Below are 15154 nucleotides of genomic sequence, written 5' to 3' on the forward strand. Positions count from 1 at the left end.
GCAGTCAAGAGCAGATTTTCTTGATACGATGAATCCTAGACCCTTGATTCTTATGGGTCTACAGCTGATTCAAATAGGGATATATAAAGAGATGGTGCCTCGGGGCGGACTCGAACCGCCACGCCTTGCGGCACCGGATTTTGAGTCCGGCACGTCTACCAATTCCATCACCGAGGCAGGTGTTTGCAGTGGAAATTCTGCTTACTTTGCTACTTTGTTACTGCTAAGAGATGAGAGTGTAACAAAAAATGGTCAGATACCCCCTACCTTGTGTCTGGAACCCCTTAAAATGAGGTCTTCTAGCCTAATTATTAAAAGGACTTACCCGTATGGCCGGCCATTCGAAATGGGCCAATATTCAACACCGCAAAGGTCGTCAGGACGAGAAGCGCGGCAAGATTTGGACCAAACTCATTAAAGAAATTACCGTAGCCGCCAAATTAGGTGGTGGTGACGTTGCTACCAACCCGCGTTTGCGTTTGGCGATTGATAAAGCCAAAGACTCAAATATGCCTAATGACAACGTGCAAAGAGCAATTCAGCGCGGCACTGGCTCCCTTGAAGGCGTGAACTACGAAGAGATTCGTTATGAGGGTTACGGTATGAATGGCGCCGCCATCATCGTTGATTGTTTAACTGATAACCGCACTCGTACCGTTGCAGAGGTTCGACATGCATTCAATAAAAATGGTGGCAACATGGGTACCGAGGGTTCGGTTGCTTTCTTATTCAAACACTGCGGCCAAATGTTATTTGCTCCTGGCACCAGCGAAGATCAACTCATGGAAGTTGCATTGGATGCTGGCGCAGAAGATGTCATCACCCATGATGATGGATCCTTGGAAGTGCTATGCCCTGTTCCAGATTTCTCAAAAGTACAAGATGCTATTAGCAAAGCAGGTCTAAAGCCTGAGCTAGCGACAGTTGCAATGCGCCCCGAGACTGAGATTGCTCTCGAAGGCGAGTTAGCAGAAAGCATGCAGAAATTACTGGACGCACTTGAGAACCTAGATGACGTTCAAGAAGTATTTACAAACGCTGCGCTTTAATTTTTTTGGTTAATTACTACAGATAGCTTGTTATGAAAATTTTACTTATCGGATCCGGCGGACGCGAACATGCTCTAGCCTGGAAACTAGCTCAATCCCCACAAGTACAAACAGTGTATGTTGCGCCAGGAAATGGTGGCACAGCCACCGCCAAACAGACTGCTGCGGGCATTGAGAACCTGCCGATCACCGGATTGCAAGAACTTGCTGATTTTGCGAAGCGTGAGAAAATTCATCTGACAGTAGTTGGTCCTGAGGCCCCTTTAGCTGCAGGCATCGTTGATGTGTTCCGCAATAATGGCTTGCGGATTTTTGGGCCAACCCAATTGGCTGCGCAATTAGAATCTTCTAAGGACTTCTCTAAAGCCTTTATGAAGCGTCACGGCATTCCAACTGCGGATTACCAAACTTTTTCAAGCGCTTTAGAGGCGCACGCTTATATCGAGTCTAAAGGTGCGCCGATTGTGATCAAGGCTGATGGTCTTGCGGCAGGTAAAGGTGTAGTCGTTGCCATGAGTCTTGAAGAAGCGCATGCTGCAGTAGACATGATGTTGGCCGATAACAAACTAGGTAATGCTGGCGCTCGTGTAGTGATTGAAGAATTCCTCACTGGTGAAGAAGCCAGCTTTATTGTTTTGGTTGACGGTAAGAATGTTTTAGCTTTAGCAACAAGCCAGGATCACAAACGACTGCTTGATGCCGATCAAGGCCCTAACACTGGCGGTATGGGTGCTTATTCCCCTGCTCCAGTAGTAACGCCAGAAATTCATGCTCGTGCATTACGTGAAGTCATCATGCCAACCGTAAATGGTATGAAAGCCGATGGCATTCCCTACACTGGCTTCTTGTATGCAGGTTTAATGATCGCGCCTGATGGCAAGATTAAGACGCTGGAATTTAATTGCCGTATGGGTGATCCAGAAACGCAACCAATCATGGCGCGCCTGCGCAGTGATCTTGTAAATGCTTTAGATCATGCAGTTGACAGCACACTCAATGAGGTCGAGCTGGAATGGGATCGCCGCACCGCTCTAGGCGTAGTGCTTGCTGCTCATAACTATCCCGATACTCCACGTGCTGGCGATGTCATTTCCGGCATCCCCGCTGATACAGAAGATCAAATTACTTTCCATGCTGGCACAAAACTACAAGATGGCAAGGTAGTGACTTCCGGTGGACGTGTCTTATGCGTAGTTGGACTTGCTGATACCGTCCGTGGCGCTCAGCAAAAATCCTATGATGCAATCAATCACATCAAATTCGATGGCATGCAATATCGCAAAGATATTGGCTATCGTGCCATTAAGTAAACCGATATCGAGTTAGAGCACCCTTGTCAGATCAACATACCCAAATTGATATTGCTGCCTTAAAAGATTACTTTTTAGGATTGCAAGAACGTATCATCACTGCAATGAGTGCTTTGGATGGCAAAGCCTTTGTTGCTGATGAATGGCACAAGCCTGAAGACAGCAAACTCAAGGGCTATGGTCGTACCTGTATCTTGGATGGCGGCAACATCCTTGAAAAAGGCGGCGTAGGTTTCTCACACGTGCGCGGCGATCAAATGCCGCCCTCAGCATCGCATCATCGGCCAGAAGTAGCGGGACGTGGCTTTGAAGCAATGGGTGTCTCTTTGGTGTTTCACCCAAATAATCCCAAAGTACCGACTACACATATGAATGTGCGCTGCTTTATTGCGCAGGCCCCCGGTAAAGAACCAGTTTGGTGGTTTGGCGGTGGCTTTGATCTCACACCTTATTACGGCGCTGATGAGGACTGCAAACACTTTCATCAAACCGCTAAAGATGCCTTAGATCCTTTTGGAGAAGAACTCTATCCTCGCTTTAAGAAATGGTGTGATGAATACTTCTACCTAAAGCATCGTGAAGAGCCGCGTGGTATTGGTGGAGTTTTCTTTGATGACTTTAATGAACTTGGTTTTGAAAAGAGTTTTGCGATGACTCGCGCAGTAGGTGATGCATTTATTAATGCTTACCTGCCGATTGTGCAGCGCCGTTATCAAGATAGCTTCACTCCTGAAGAAAAGGCTTTTCAAGAATATCGTCGTGGCCGCTATGTGGAATACAACCTCATCTTCGATCGAGGCACTATCTTTGGCCTGCACTCTGGTGGCCGTACCGAATCTATTTTGATGTCAATGCCACCAGTAGTTCAGTGGTGGTACAACTGGCAGCCCAAGCCTGGTACGCCTGAGGCAAAGCTGTATGACTACTACCTGAAGCCACGCGATTGGCTTGCGTGAGTATCCATCGTTGAGCACCATTAAAAAAATTGGCATTCTGGGAGGTACATTTGACCCTCCCCATGTTGGCCACCTCAAACTAGCAACGCATTTTGCGAAGTTACTCCACTTGGATGCGCTTCTACTTATACCTAGTGGCGAGCCATGGCAAAAAGGCACCCTCATTACCTCCGCAGAAATGCGCTTTAGATTAACTGAAGCTGCTGGGATTGATTTGGCTCGTGCGTTTTTATATTTAAAGATACCTACCCAAGTGGGAATTGATCGCATAGAAATAGATCGTGCCGGTCCAAGTTATGCCATTGATACTGTGAAAGCACTACGTGAGCGATTTGGAGTGGATGCTAGTCTTACTTGGTTAATGGGTGCTGATTCCTTGGTTGCGCTACCCAGTTGGAACTCCTGGGAAAAACTCAGTCAGTACGTGAATTTTGCTGTAGCAACTAGACCTCACCATGACCTTAAGGAACAAATCTGCTCTGAGGTGGGTCAATTTCTGCAAGAACATCAAACAAAGGATGCTGCCGCTCTTGAAAAATGCGCTGCAGGCCTCATATATATCGATGAAAGCCTCAATGTCGACTTATCCTCTACCGAGTTAAGAGATCGCCTTAAATCCAGCTCCAGAAGCACCATAGCGTCTGAGCAAATTCCAACCCACACCCTAGAAATCATTACAAATCTGGGCTTGTATCAATAATCAAGCTAAGATCACCCTAAATACAAAAATTATTTTCGAGAATATATGGACTTACGTAAATTACAACGCGTCGTGATTGATGCCCTAGAAGATGTGAAGGCACAAGATATTCGCGTCTACGATACAACCAAGTTAAGCGAATTATTTGACCGGGTCATTATTGCGACTGGTTCAAGCAATCGTCAAACCCGCTCTTTAGCAATGTCAGTTAAAGAAGAGGTCAACGCCAAAGGTGGCGAAGTGATCTCTATTGAAGGTTTGGAAACCGGTGAATGGGTATTGGTGGATTGTGGCGATATCGTTGTGCATATTTTGCAACCGATGCTGCGCTCTTACTACCAACTGGAAGGCATGTGGGGCGCTAAGCCTGTACGTGTGAAATTAGCTGGCAGCAAAGGTCTTGCCAAAGCCAGTGAATCAGAAGACGACGACGAATAAATTCGTCGTTAAACGCATCGATGCGCCTCACCATTGTTTCTGTTGGTCATAAGATGCCTGATTGGGTTGCAACAGCAACCCATGACTACATTAAAAGAATGCCTGCAGACTGCAGCATTGAAATCAAAGAAATCAAACCGGACCTGACGCCTGCTAAAGAGGCTGTAAAGATTGCTGCCGCTATTCCGAAGGGCTCAAGGGTGATTGCTTTGGATGAACGCGGCAAAGACCAGACCACTCAAAATTTAGCCACTCAGCTAGCAAATTGGCGCCAAGAAGGTTTTGATATTACCTTCTTGATTGGTGGCGCAGACGGTTTGGATCACAGCCTTAAAACGACTGCCCAAGCAATGTGGCGCCTTTCTAGCCTTACTTTTCCTCACGCAATGGCTAGAGTATTGCTAGTTGAGCAACTCTATCGAGCTTGGACTATCCTCCAAGGCCACCCTTACCATCGTGAGTGATTCCTTGCGTTCATTTATTTACCTTGCTTCGCAAAGCCCTCGTCGTCAAGAGCTCTTAAAGCAAATTGGTGTTCGCTTTGAAATGCTTTTACCTAGTGCCGATGAGGATAGTGAAAGTATTGAAACGCCCCTTCCCTATGAAAAAGCTCGTGTATATGTTGAAAGAGTTACCTTGGCAAAAAGTGCGGCGGCACTCTCTCGTTGGCGAAAAAGTAATTTACCTTGGGCTCCGATTCTTTGTGCGGATACTACGGTTAGCCTGCCCAACAGCCCTGATGGTGAAATCTTGGGAAAGCCAAGTAATGCGGCAGATGCTGCACGAATTCTCAATATGCTCAGCGGCAAAGTGCATGAGGTGTTAACAGCGGTGGCTATTGCAATAGATCCCACACAAAAACCCACAGCGCTAGTTCAAGTATCACAAGTACAGTTTGCAGATCTATCGCCAGAGCAGATTAAGTCCTATATCGCTAGTGGTGAGCCCTTTGGTAAGGCCGGGGCCTATGGCATTCAGGGCCTTGGGGGTACTTTTATTCCCTCTATCCAGGGCAGCTATAGCGGTATCATGGGCTTACCTCTTTATGAAACCCAACAATTACTAAAAATTGCCGGCCTGACTCGCGTATGAACGAAGAAATACTGATCAATATCACTCCGCAAGAAACGCGAGTTGCTTTAATTCAGCAAGGAGCGGTTCAGGAGCTACAAATTGAGCGCACTCGCCAACGCGGCATTGTGGGCAACATTTATCTAGCTAAAGTAGTACGGGTTTTACCAGGCATGCAATCGGCGTTTATCGAAATTGGTTTAGAGCGTACTGCTTTTATGCATGTAGCAGACATCACCCAAAATAATCCTCAAGCCCAAATCGAAAAGTTACTGTTTGAAGGTCAAACACTTTTAGTACAAGTACTCAAAGATCCTTTAGGCACAAAAGGCGCTCGCCTCACAACTCAATTGAGTATTGCAGGGCGCAATTTGGTTTACCTTCCTCCCGCAGGCAGCGATACCGCCACCGAAAAATATATTGGCGTCTCCCAGCGAATCGATCAACCTGAGGAGCGCGAAGCCATCAAGACTCGCCTCGCCAGCTTGATGGCCGCCGATGAAAAAGGTGGGATTATTGTTCGCACAAGCGCTCAGGATGCCTCGGACACTGAACTGCAGCACGACATGCTTTACCTGCGCACCACCTGGGACAATATCCATGCGGCCATGAAACACAATCCCGCGCCCACACTGCTTTATCAAGACCTCAGTCTGGCTGAGCGAGTATTACGGGATGTTGCCGGAGAGGAAACAATCCAGATTCGCGTGGATTCTGCTGAGAATTTCGAGAAGCTCAAAGCATTTACTAATTCTTATATGCCCAATCTATTGGGCAAGCTCACGCTACATCGTGGCGAGCGCGCGCTCTTTGACTTATTTGATGTTGATGCCGAGATTAATAAAGCGCTTGGTCGCAGAGTTGACCTCAAGTCCGGCGGCTATTTAATGATTGATCAAACCGAGTCTATGACTACGATTGATGTCAACACTGGCAGCTATGTCGGCGCACGCAATCTTGACGACACCGTCTTTAAAACTAACTTAGAGGCAGCCCAAGCAATTGCAAGACAACTGCGCTTACGCAATCTAGGTGGAATCATTATTATTGATTTCATCGACATGATTGGCAAAGATCATCAAGAATCAGTGCTTCATGAACTCAAACGCAATCTTGAGCGTGACCATGCTCGCACCTCGGTGAGTGATTTTTCAGCTCTAGGTTTAGTTGAAATGACTCGCAAACGTACTCGTGAATCCTTAGCTCATATTACCTGCGAGCCTTGTGCTACCTGCCTTGGCAAGGGTGAGGTTAAAACTGCACAAACGATTTGCTACGAGATTTTGCGCGAGATTGTGCGAGAGCATCGCCAATTTAATCCAAAAGAATTTAGGATTGTGGCTGCACCTGATGTCATTGATCTCTTCTTGGAGGAAGAGAATCAATTCTTGGCGCAATTGGGTGACTTTATTGGGAAACCAATTACCCTCCAAGCAGAGGGTAGCTTCCGCCAAGAACAATACGATATTGTTCTGAGCTAATACCTATAAATGATATATTTTTAGGCGTTAGAGAACTGAATCCGATGCAAGTTGGCATAAAGTCCATCTTGCTTAATCAAGTCCTCGTGCGAACCATTTTCAATAATTTTGCCGTGCTCTAACACCACAATACGATCTGCATGCTCAATAGTGGATAAGCGATGAGCAATTACCAAAGTAGTTCTGCCAGCCATTAAGCGCTCAAGTGCATCCTGGACCTGACGTTCAGATTCAGAATCCAATGCTGAGGTTGCCTCATCCAAGATCAGAATTGGGGCATCTTTATAGATTGCACGGGCAATTGCAAGGCGCTGGCGCTGCCCACCAGATAAACGATTACCGTTATCACCTATCAAGGAGTCAATCCCTTCTGGCAATTCTTTAATCAGTGCGCCGAGATTAGCAGCCTCCAAAGCCTCCATGACACGGCCGCGATCAACGCCTCCTTGCTTACCATCACCATAGGCAACGTTTGCGGCGATCGTATCATTAAAGAGGATAACGTCTTGACTCACAAAGGCAATTTGGCGACGAACATCAGCCAACACAATATCTTCCAAAGGAATGTCATCCAAGAGGATATGACCACTGGTAGGTTTATAGAATCGAGGTAATAAGTTGACCAAGGTGGATTTACCGCCACCTGATGGCCCGACAAAAGCAACTACTTCTCCCGGCTTAATAGTGAGATTGATATTCATTAAGGCGTCTTTATGATCACCCTCTTGCTCATATGAAAAACCAACATTCTCAAAACGAATTCCGCCCTTTGTTTTATCAAGAGGAGTCATATTGCGTCTACGATCTTCATCCTCTTCAAATGGTTGATCCATTAATGAAAAAATCATTTCTGCAGCAGTGAGTCCACGCTGCAGTGGCTGATTAATATCTGCCAAATGCTTTAGCGGTGAAATCACCAACATCATTGCAGTAATAAAGGCAGCAAAGCCCCCAACAGTAGTGCCCTCGGTGGCTGATTGCATTAAAGCGATTACTAAGACAACCGATAACGCCATAGAGGCAATGAGTTGAGTAATTGGTTGGTTGAGGCCACCCGCCACAGCAGACTTCAAGGCAAACTGACGTGCGCGCTCGGCCTTTTGCTTAAAACGATTCATTTCATACTCTTCGGCGCCATGCACTTTAACAATCTTGTATCCAGCAGCAGCTTCCTCAACAATGTAAGCAAGTTCACTAGTAAGCGTCTGCTGCTCTCGATTGAGCGATCTGAGGCGGCGATTAATTTTGCTCATGATGAATGCAATCAATGGAAAAATAATCATGACCACTAAAGTTAATTGCCAATTTAAATAGATTAAGTAACCCATCAATCCAACTACGGTCAGTGAGTCCCGCACCAAGCTGATTAACATGCCACCCATTACAGTCAACACATTATTCACTTCAAATACAACGCCATTTATTAAGGCGGATGCGGAATTCTTTTGGAAAAATGTCGTGCTGGCATGCAATAGCGTTTGAAACATTTGCTCACGCAACCTCAGGAGTACTGAGTTAATCACTCTGGTTAGCAAATAACTCGACAGAAATTGCGCCAAACTGCGGACTAAAGCTAGGCCTACCAAGAAAACTGGCACCTGCCAAAGTTTGCTATTGAGTTGACCGGTAAAGCCACGGTCCAATAATGGCTTCATCAAGGCTGGAATGGAGGTCTCGGCGGCAGCTACCACGGCCATGGCCAGTAAAGACCCGATAATCAAGCCAATATGGGGCTTGAGGTACGTAATTAAGCGATTTAAGGCGGTACGGTCTTGAGCATTCATATAATGAATTATGCCCACCTTATCAGTCATACTCATCACCCGCAATGAAGAGGCCAATTTGGACGATTGTCTGGCCTCCCTGGAGGGGATTGCCCACCAGATCGTGGTGGTAGATACCAATAGCTCAGACCGTACCCTAGAAATAGCCAAAAATCACGGTGCGACCATATCCCAGCCATCTGACTGGCCTGGTTTTGGCCCCCAAAAGAACCGTGCCCTGGATCTTGCCACGGGCGAATGGGTCTTATCAATAGACGCAGACGAACGACTAACCCCAGCTCTCAAATCCGAGATATTGACGGCAATTCACCATAGCGCCCACGTGGACTGTTTTGCCATCCCCAGACTTTCTTGGTATTGCGGTCGCTTCATTCGTCACTCCGGCTGGAGTCCTGACTATGTAGATCGTCTTTTTAAGCGCGGTACCGCGCGCTTCTCAGATGACCTAGTCCATGAGCGGCTTATGCCAAATGGTCAGGTAGCCAAACTAGAAAACCCACTACTCCATTACAGCTTCATGAACTATTCTCAAGTTCTGCAAAAGCTCGATCGCTACTCCACTGCGTCAGCAGAACAGGCATTTGCTAAAGGCAAAACGAGCAGCCCCATTAAAGCGGTTCTACATGGTGTGTGGGCGTTTATCCGCACATACATTATTCGCGCGGGATTCTTAGATGGAGCACAAGGATTTGCTCTAGCAGTATCTAATGGTCAAGGCACCTACTATCGCTACATCAAGCTTTGGCACCTCAACCAGGAAGCCGGTAAATGATTTCGATTTTGCTGGCCACTTATAACTGGCCACAAGCACTCAAGCTTTGTCTGGAATCGCTAGCAACTCAAACGGACAAGAACTTTGAGATCATCATTGCAGATGATGGCTCTAACGATAATACGAAAAAGGTGATTGACTCTTTAAAAGAATCACACCCTGCCGCCATAAAGCATCTATGGCAAGAAGATCAAGGTTTTCGGAAAACCAAAATTCTGAACCAAGCTATTAATGCTGCCCATGGGGACTACCTAGTATTTTTAGATGGCGACTGCATCGTGCAGCCGGATTTTGTGGCAAGACATCGTGAGCTGGCACAAAAAGGATATTTAGTTACTGGCAGCAGAATTCTTCTCAATGAAAATCTCACCCAAGAATTGCTCTCCTGGCCGCAGTGGAGTTTTCAGATATTCTCCTCAGGCTTAATAGGCAAGAGGCTTAACGGAGGTATTAATAAATACTGGCCCCTCAAATTTAAGCTTGGTAACGGCTCTTGGCGTGATTACAAAAAATTTGTTTGGCGTCGTATTAAAGGCTGCAATATGGCCTGCTGGAAAGCGGATGCTGAAGCCATTAACGGCTTTGACGAAACGATGACGGGCTGGGGGCACGAAGATGCCGACTTTGTATTTAGATTACAGCATCATGGCATCACTCGCAAATCGGGCTCTTGGTCTACCGAAGTCTTGCATCTGTTTCATAAAATCCATGATCAAAGTAATGCGGCTGAGAATGCGCGGCGTGTACGTGAAAAGATTTTGGCTAAGGCACTGTAAGCATTCAAAACAATATGGCTACTTACTCCAAACTCATACCGAAAAAAGTCTTATTCATTGCCACTCGCCAAATCGGCGACGTGCTGGTAACAACACCCCTTATTAGCAAAGCAAGAGAGTTGTGGCCTGAGGCAGAATTTCATTTTTTAGGCTATCGCGGCAAGTTAGAGATGTTGCACGGCAATCCTGATATCGCCGAAGTCATAGAGACCTCCGACCGCCCGGGCTTTGGAGAATACCTTTCCCTATTTAATCGTATATTTCAGCGTTATGACTTGGCGGTAGTGACCCAGCCGAGTGACCGAGCCTACCTTTACGGGCTAGTAGCCGCATTTAGAAGGGTTGGTGTCTTAGGCGGTCATCCTCAAGGCAAAGATTTTGTAGTCGAACACAAACGCAGCAAAAGTGAAAAGAAAAACGCATGGAAGAAGTTCATCTGCATACACACTGTGAATGTTGATTACTTTAATCAACATGTCATTTCAGAAAAACTACGATTACTAGAAACCTTTTTTAAAAATCCTGCAGATTTATTCTCCAAGCCGATCTCAGTGACGCCTCCTGCAGGTGAGCCGTTGACACCTATCATCGCTGGCGAACTCAAGCAGCCCTATGTTGTAATACACCCAGGACCGCTAACCGCTTATAAACGTTGGCCGCTAGCTTACTGGCAAGAGCTCATTACTTACCTAACTAAACAAGACTTTCAGGTGGTATTGAGTGCCTCTCCTGCAAAGCAAGACGTACAACTCAATCACGACATCATGTCTTTATTGGCCGAAGAAATTAAGAGCAAAGTCATCAACGCTGCCGGTAAGTTATCGATTCCACAGGCAGGTACCCTCATTCGAAGTGCTGCCTTATATATTGGCGTTGATACCTCCATCACACATTTAGCAGCAGCTTGTAATATCCCAACCATCACTCTCTTTGGCGCCACCCCACCAACTAACTTTGGCCCATGGCCTAATGGCTATATTGGCGAGCAACCCTATCAATTGCGCGCCCGCACACAAACCGTGGGCAATGTCACCATTTTGCAAGGCCCTGGAGAATGCGTGCCATGCCGTAAAGCAGGCTGTCTTGATAAAGCCAATAGTTATAGTGAGTGTCTAGACTTGCTCGAACCCAAACAAGTGATTGAAGCAATTCAAAAAGCGCTAGCAAACTAAATTAGCGCCAACACTACAAAACATTCTTAGTGGTACTGAACTTGTACGGGATCTTTTTGCTTGGATGCCAAAATCTGGTTCAAGCTATGCAAGCAAGCATCATCTGGATAGATACGCAACTCTTCTGGGAACTGCATTAAACAGGCGCCACCGCTCGTTGTCACTGCAGCAGTTAGCATCAAACCCTTCATGCCGTCATTTGATCCAGGCGCAGCTGGTGCAGCAGCTCCTAATTTAGGATCTCTGACGCGATTGGTCATCAAGTAAGGATTGATTTGACTACGCAACATCTTGATATCAATAGCGTTATCAATGCATACGTGAACGTTACGAGCAAAGCGCATACGTGCGCCAGTGATGTCCATCACCGCCTCAGAAACAATACGCATACCACCTGAGAACTTATCGGGAGTCACGTTCACTTTGGCGACTAGGAGCTCATCTTCCTTGAGCCATGAGCGATTAGGCTCATACACTTCGCTATACAAAGTGACTTCCAGGGCTGCAGTGCCATCATCAATTGTCGCAATCATCATACGACCGCGCTGACCAGTTAACATCCGTGCTGAAGTGATGATGCCAGCGATCAGCTGATCTTTGCCTTCAGTAACTTTTGATAAAGGTTGACGAATGAAGTGAGAGGTCTCGTCACGATAGGCATCAAACATGTGGCCTGTTAAACAAAGACCCAAAGCAGTCTTCTCTTCTTGAAGACGTTTTTTCTCAGACCAAATAGGCTCGCGCACTAGCTCTGGTAGATGGCGATTTTCTTCACCGGCCACTTCGAACAAGCTCACCTGGTGAATAGAAGCCTCAGCTTGCTCGGCAGCTTCAATCGCTCTTGCTAAAGAAGCAAGCAAGGTTGAGCGAATGTCGTACAGATTGCCACCCGCAGGAATGGAGTCACGATACAAGCTATCAAACGCACCAGCGCGCATCAGAGCCTCAATAGCACGACGGTTTACCTGACGACGATCCACACGTGCACAGAAATCAAATAAGTCTTTAAAAGGGCCGCCAGTTTCACGGGCCTTGACGATGGATTCAATAGCTGCCTCGCCAGTGCCGCGTACGGCACCTATGCCGTAACGTACATGACTAATTGGGGAGTCTGGGGCTGCATCGGGTGCACGCAATGGTGTGAACTCATAAACGCCTGTGTTGATATCTGGTGAGAACACTCGAATGTTATTCACCAAGCAATCGTCATACAGAATCTTAACCTTATCGGTGTCATCCATCGCGAGCGATAAGTTGGCCGCCATAAATTCTGCGGGGTAATACGCTTTGAGCCAGGCCGTTTGATATGCCAAGAGTGCGTACGCGGCAGCATGGGACTTATTAAATCCGTAGCCCGCAAAGCGTTCCATCAAGTCATAGATTTCGTTGGCTTTACCTTCAGATATACCGCCGGCCTTTGCGCCATCACTAAAGATCTTGCGATGCTGCGCCATCTCTTCAGGCTTTTTCTTACCCATCGCACGACGCAACATATCGGCGCCACCTAATGAGTAGCCGCCAATCATCTGCGCCATCTGCATTACCTGCTCTTGGTAGACCATGATGCCGTAGGTCTCACGCAGAACTGGCTCAATACGTGGATCGGGATACTCCACTTTTTGGCGACCGTGTTTACGCTCAATAAAGTCTGGGATCAAATCCATTGGACCTGGACGGTATAAAGCCACCAAGGCAATAATGTCTTCAAAGCGGTCAGGTTTGGCTTCACGAAGCATACCTTGCATGCCGCGGCTTTCTAGCTGGAAGACGGCTACCGTATTGGCACGCTTGAGAACATCAAAAGCCTTTTCATCGTCGAGTGGTATCTCGCCGATATTCCAATCTCTGCGATCAGCGTGCAAAGTTTTAATCCAACGCTCTGCTGCTGCCAAAATCGTGAGTGTGGTTAATCCCAAGAAGTCAAACTTCACCAAGCCAATGGCTTCTACGTCATCTTTATCAAATTGACTAATGACCGAGCTGCTGTCTTGATCTTTACTTTCTTGGGTGTAGAGAGGGCAAAAATCGGTTAGGCGTCCGGGGGCAATCAACACACCACCCGCATGCATACCGACGTTACGAGTCATGCCTTCTAACTGCTGCGCTAAAGAAAGCAATTGACGTACTTCATCTTCATTCTTCTCACGCTCGGCCAATTGTTTCTCTTCCTTCTTCGCCATTTCAATGGTCATGTACTGACCTGGCTTATTAGGAACGAGCTTAGCAATACCGTCTACGAAGTTATAGCCCTGTTCAAGTACGCGCCCCACGTCACGAATCGCCGCTCTGGCAGCCATCGTTCCAAAGGTAGCAATCTGACTTACCGCATCTTTTCCGTACTTATCCTTCACGTACTGAATGACACGGTCACGACCGTGCTGACAGAAGTCAATATCGAAGTCGGGCATCGATACCCGCTCTGGATTGAGGAAGCGCTCAAAGAGTAAGTTGTAACGTAGTGGATCCAAATCAGTAATACCGAGTGAGTAAGCTACTAAAGAGCCCGCACCAGATCCACGACCCGGCCCCACTGGTACGCCATTGTTCTTAGCCCAGTTAATGAAGTCTGCAACGATCAAAAAATAACCTGGGAAACCCATTTGAGAAATCGTCTTCACCTCAAAAACGAGACGCTCTTGGTAGCGCGTCATTTCTTTTTCACGCTCTTCTACATCTGGGAAATTGCGCTCCATATGGCGCTTAAGACCAATCTCAGATTGCTGCAAGAGATAGTCTTCCAAAGTAATTCCAGGCGGTATTGGAAAATCCGGTAAGCGTGGCTGACCTAACACTAGAGAGAGATTGCAACGTTTAGCAATCTCAACAGAGTTCGCAAGTGCTGCTGGCAAGTCTGCGAAACGTTTTTCCATCTCCTCTTGGGTTAGGAAGTATTGCTCTTCATTATACTTTTTGGTGCGACGTGGATTGCCAAGCAATTCGCCTTCAGCAATACATACACGGGCTTCATGCGCCGTGAAGTCACTTCTCTGCATGAACTGCACTGGGTGGGTTGCAACCACCGGTAAATCAAGCTCACTCGCTAAATGGCAAGCGAGCTGTAGTTGCTTCTCGTCTTGTGGATTGCCACCGCGCTGAACCTCAATGTAAAAAGAGTTTGGGAACAACTTTTCATAACGTCTAGCAACAATCTTCGCTTGATCTTCTTGACCAGCTAGCAATGCTACCCCTACTTCACCCATGCGCGCGCCAGAGAGCGCGATCAATCCATAAGATAAAGTCCGCTTGGCTTTTTTATCTTCAGCTTTGGCAGCTGGTTCACTAAACCAAGCTGAATCCACTTCAGCACGACCGCGCGATTGATTGTCTAAAGAGGCTCTACTGAGCAACTCACATAAATTGAGATAACCAGAATGGTTTTGAACTAAGAGTAATAAACGATGGGGCTGGTCTGGATCCGCAGGATTGCTGATCCAAACGTCGGCACCAGCAATCGGTTTAATCCCGCCAGAGCGAGCGGCGGTATAAAAACGCACCAAACCAAATAAATTACTTAAATCCGTGATAGCTAGAGCGCCCATCTCATCTTTGACAGCCGCGGCGACAGCATCATCAATGCGAACGACTCCATCCGTAATCGAAAACTCGGAATGGACGCGGAGATGTACAAAACGGGGTAAAGCCATG

At 46.9% G+C, this 15154-nt stretch carries 12 protein-coding genes, 1 tRNA gene and 1 pseudogene; 11 read left to right on the forward strand and 3 right to left on the reverse strand.

The annotated features are described in order from the left end of the window. Positions 1-92: 92 nt before the first annotated feature. A tRNA-Leu gene (locus ICW03_RS07105) sits at positions 93-177 on the reverse strand. A gap of 152 nt (positions 178-329) precedes the next feature. Between ICW03_RS07105 and ICW03_RS07110 the strand changes: the two genes are divergently transcribed. The 8 genes and pseudogenes from ICW03_RS07110 (at position 330) to rng (ending at position 7005) form a co-directional block, all read left to right on the forward strand. After that, on the forward strand, positions 330-1049 hold the full coding sequence (locus tag ICW03_RS07110) for a YebC/PmpR family DNA-binding transcriptional regulator (protein WP_215346852.1): 720 nt from the start codon (positions 330-332) through the stop codon (positions 1047-1049). Positions 1050-1081: 32 nt separating this feature from the next. After that, positions 1082-2359 carry a phosphoribosylamine--glycine ligase gene (purD, locus tag ICW03_RS07115; RefSeq protein WP_215346854.1) on the forward strand — a complete coding sequence of 426 codons (1278 nt, stop codon included), beginning with the start codon at positions 1082-1084 and terminating at the stop codon, positions 2357-2359. A gap of 44 nt (positions 2360-2403) precedes the next feature. Then, positions 2404-3315 carry an oxygen-dependent coproporphyrinogen oxidase gene (hemF, locus tag ICW03_RS07120; RefSeq protein WP_215350244.1) on the forward strand — a complete coding sequence of 304 codons (912 nt, stop codon included), beginning with the start codon at positions 2404-2406 and terminating at the stop codon, positions 3313-3315. 10 nt (positions 3316-3325) lie between these two features. Then, positions 3326-4015, forward strand: coding sequence for a nicotinate (nicotinamide) nucleotide adenylyltransferase (gene nadD / locus ICW03_RS07125; protein WP_215346856.1), 690 nt, complete (start codon positions 3326-3328; stop codon positions 4013-4015). Between the two features lie 45 nt (positions 4016-4060). Continuing rightward, positions 4061-4450, forward strand: a pseudogene (rsfS, locus tag ICW03_RS07130) (ribosome silencing factor); the annotation flags it as partial. A gap of 23 nt (positions 4451-4473) precedes the next feature. Beyond that, positions 4474-4917, forward strand: coding sequence for a 23S rRNA (pseudouridine(1915)-N(3))-methyltransferase RlmH (rlmH, locus tag ICW03_RS07135; protein ID WP_215346858.1), 444 nt, complete (start codon positions 4474-4476; stop codon positions 4915-4917). Positions 4918-4921: 4 nt separating this feature from the next. Then, positions 4922-5545 carry a nucleoside triphosphate pyrophosphatase gene (locus ICW03_RS07140; RefSeq protein WP_215350246.1) on the forward strand — a complete coding sequence of 208 codons (624 nt, stop codon included), beginning with the start codon at positions 4922-4924 and terminating at the stop codon, positions 5543-5545. Then, positions 5542-7005, forward strand: a complete 1464-nt coding sequence (gene rng / locus ICW03_RS07145) for a ribonuclease G (protein WP_215346860.1) — start codon at positions 5542-5544, stop codon at positions 7003-7005. Before ICW03_RS07140 ends, rng begins: the two co-directional genes overlap by 4 nt. Positions 7006-7025: 20 nt before the next feature. Here the strand turns inward: rng and msbA are convergent, their stop codons facing one another. Continuing rightward, the gene (msbA, locus tag ICW03_RS07150) at positions 7026-8789 is read right to left on the reverse strand and encodes a lipid A export permease/ATP-binding protein MsbA (RefSeq protein ID WP_215346862.1); all 1764 of its coding nucleotides are present in this window, start codon (positions 8787-8789) and stop codon (positions 7026-7028) included. A 10-nt stretch (positions 8790-8799) separates the two neighbouring features. Between msbA and ICW03_RS07155 the strand changes: the two genes are divergently transcribed. From ICW03_RS07155 to ICW03_RS07165, 3 genes are read left to right on the forward strand one after another with little or no spacing between them, the layout of a single operon-like run. Then, positions 8800-9561, forward strand: a complete 762-nt coding sequence (locus ICW03_RS07155; protein WP_215346864.1) for a glycosyltransferase family 2 protein — start codon at positions 8800-8802, stop codon at positions 9559-9561. Continuing rightward, complete coding sequence (locus tag ICW03_RS07160) at positions 9558-10337, forward strand: glycosyltransferase family 2 protein (RefSeq protein WP_215346866.1); 780 nt, start codon at positions 9558-9560, stop codon at positions 10335-10337. The genes ICW03_RS07155 and ICW03_RS07160 overlap by 4 nt, the downstream gene beginning before the upstream one ends. 14 nt (positions 10338-10351) lie before the next feature. Continuing rightward, positions 10352-11509, forward strand: coding sequence for a glycosyltransferase family 9 protein (locus ICW03_RS07165; RefSeq protein ID WP_215346868.1), 1158 nt, complete (start codon positions 10352-10354; stop codon positions 11507-11509). A 26-nt stretch (positions 11510-11535) separates the two neighbouring features. Here the strand turns inward: ICW03_RS07165 and dnaE are convergent, their stop codons facing one another. Next, on the reverse strand, positions 11536-15153 hold the full coding sequence (dnaE, locus tag ICW03_RS07170; protein ID WP_215346870.1) for a DNA polymerase III subunit alpha: 3618 nt from the start codon (positions 15151-15153) through the stop codon (positions 11536-11538). Between the last annotated feature and the right edge of the window lies 1 nt (position 15154).

Source organism: Polynucleobacter sp. MWH-Aus1W21, from assembly GCF_018687275.1.
GTDB lineage: Bacteria > Pseudomonadota > Gammaproteobacteria > Burkholderiales > Burkholderiaceae > Polynucleobacter.

Excerpts from the sequence above, each read along its gene's own strand:
- msbA (WP_215346862.1), bottom strand. The coding sequence starts at position 8,789 with ATGAATGCTCAAGACCGTACCGCCTTAAATCGCTTAATTACGTACCTC.
- rlmH (WP_215346858.1), top strand. The coding sequence starts at position 4,474 with ATGCGCCTCACCATTGTTTCTGTTGGTCATAAGATGCCTGATTGGGTT.
- rng (WP_215346860.1), top strand. The coding sequence starts at position 5,542 with ATGAACGAAGAAATACTGATCAATATCACTCCGCAAGAAACGCGAGTT.
- purD (WP_215346854.1), top strand. The coding sequence starts at position 1,082 with ATGAAAATTTTACTTATCGGATCCGGCGGACGCGAACATGCTCTAGCC.
- dnaE (WP_215346870.1), bottom strand. The coding sequence starts at position 15,153 with ATGGCTTTACCCCGTTTTGTACATCTCCGCGTCCATTCCGAGTTTTCG.
- ICW03_RS07110 (WP_215346852.1), top strand. The coding sequence starts at position 330 with ATGGCCGGCCATTCGAAATGGGCCAATATTCAACACCGCAAAGGTCGT.
- ICW03_RS07155 (WP_215346864.1), top strand. The coding sequence starts at position 8,800 with ATGCCCACCTTATCAGTCATACTCATCACCCGCAATGAAGAGGCCAAT.
- ICW03_RS07160 (WP_215346866.1), top strand. The coding sequence starts at position 9,558 with ATGATTTCGATTTTGCTGGCCACTTATAACTGGCCACAAGCACTCAAG.
- ICW03_RS07165 (WP_215346868.1), top strand. The coding sequence starts at position 10,352 with ATGGCTACTTACTCCAAACTCATACCGAAAAAAGTCTTATTCATTGCC.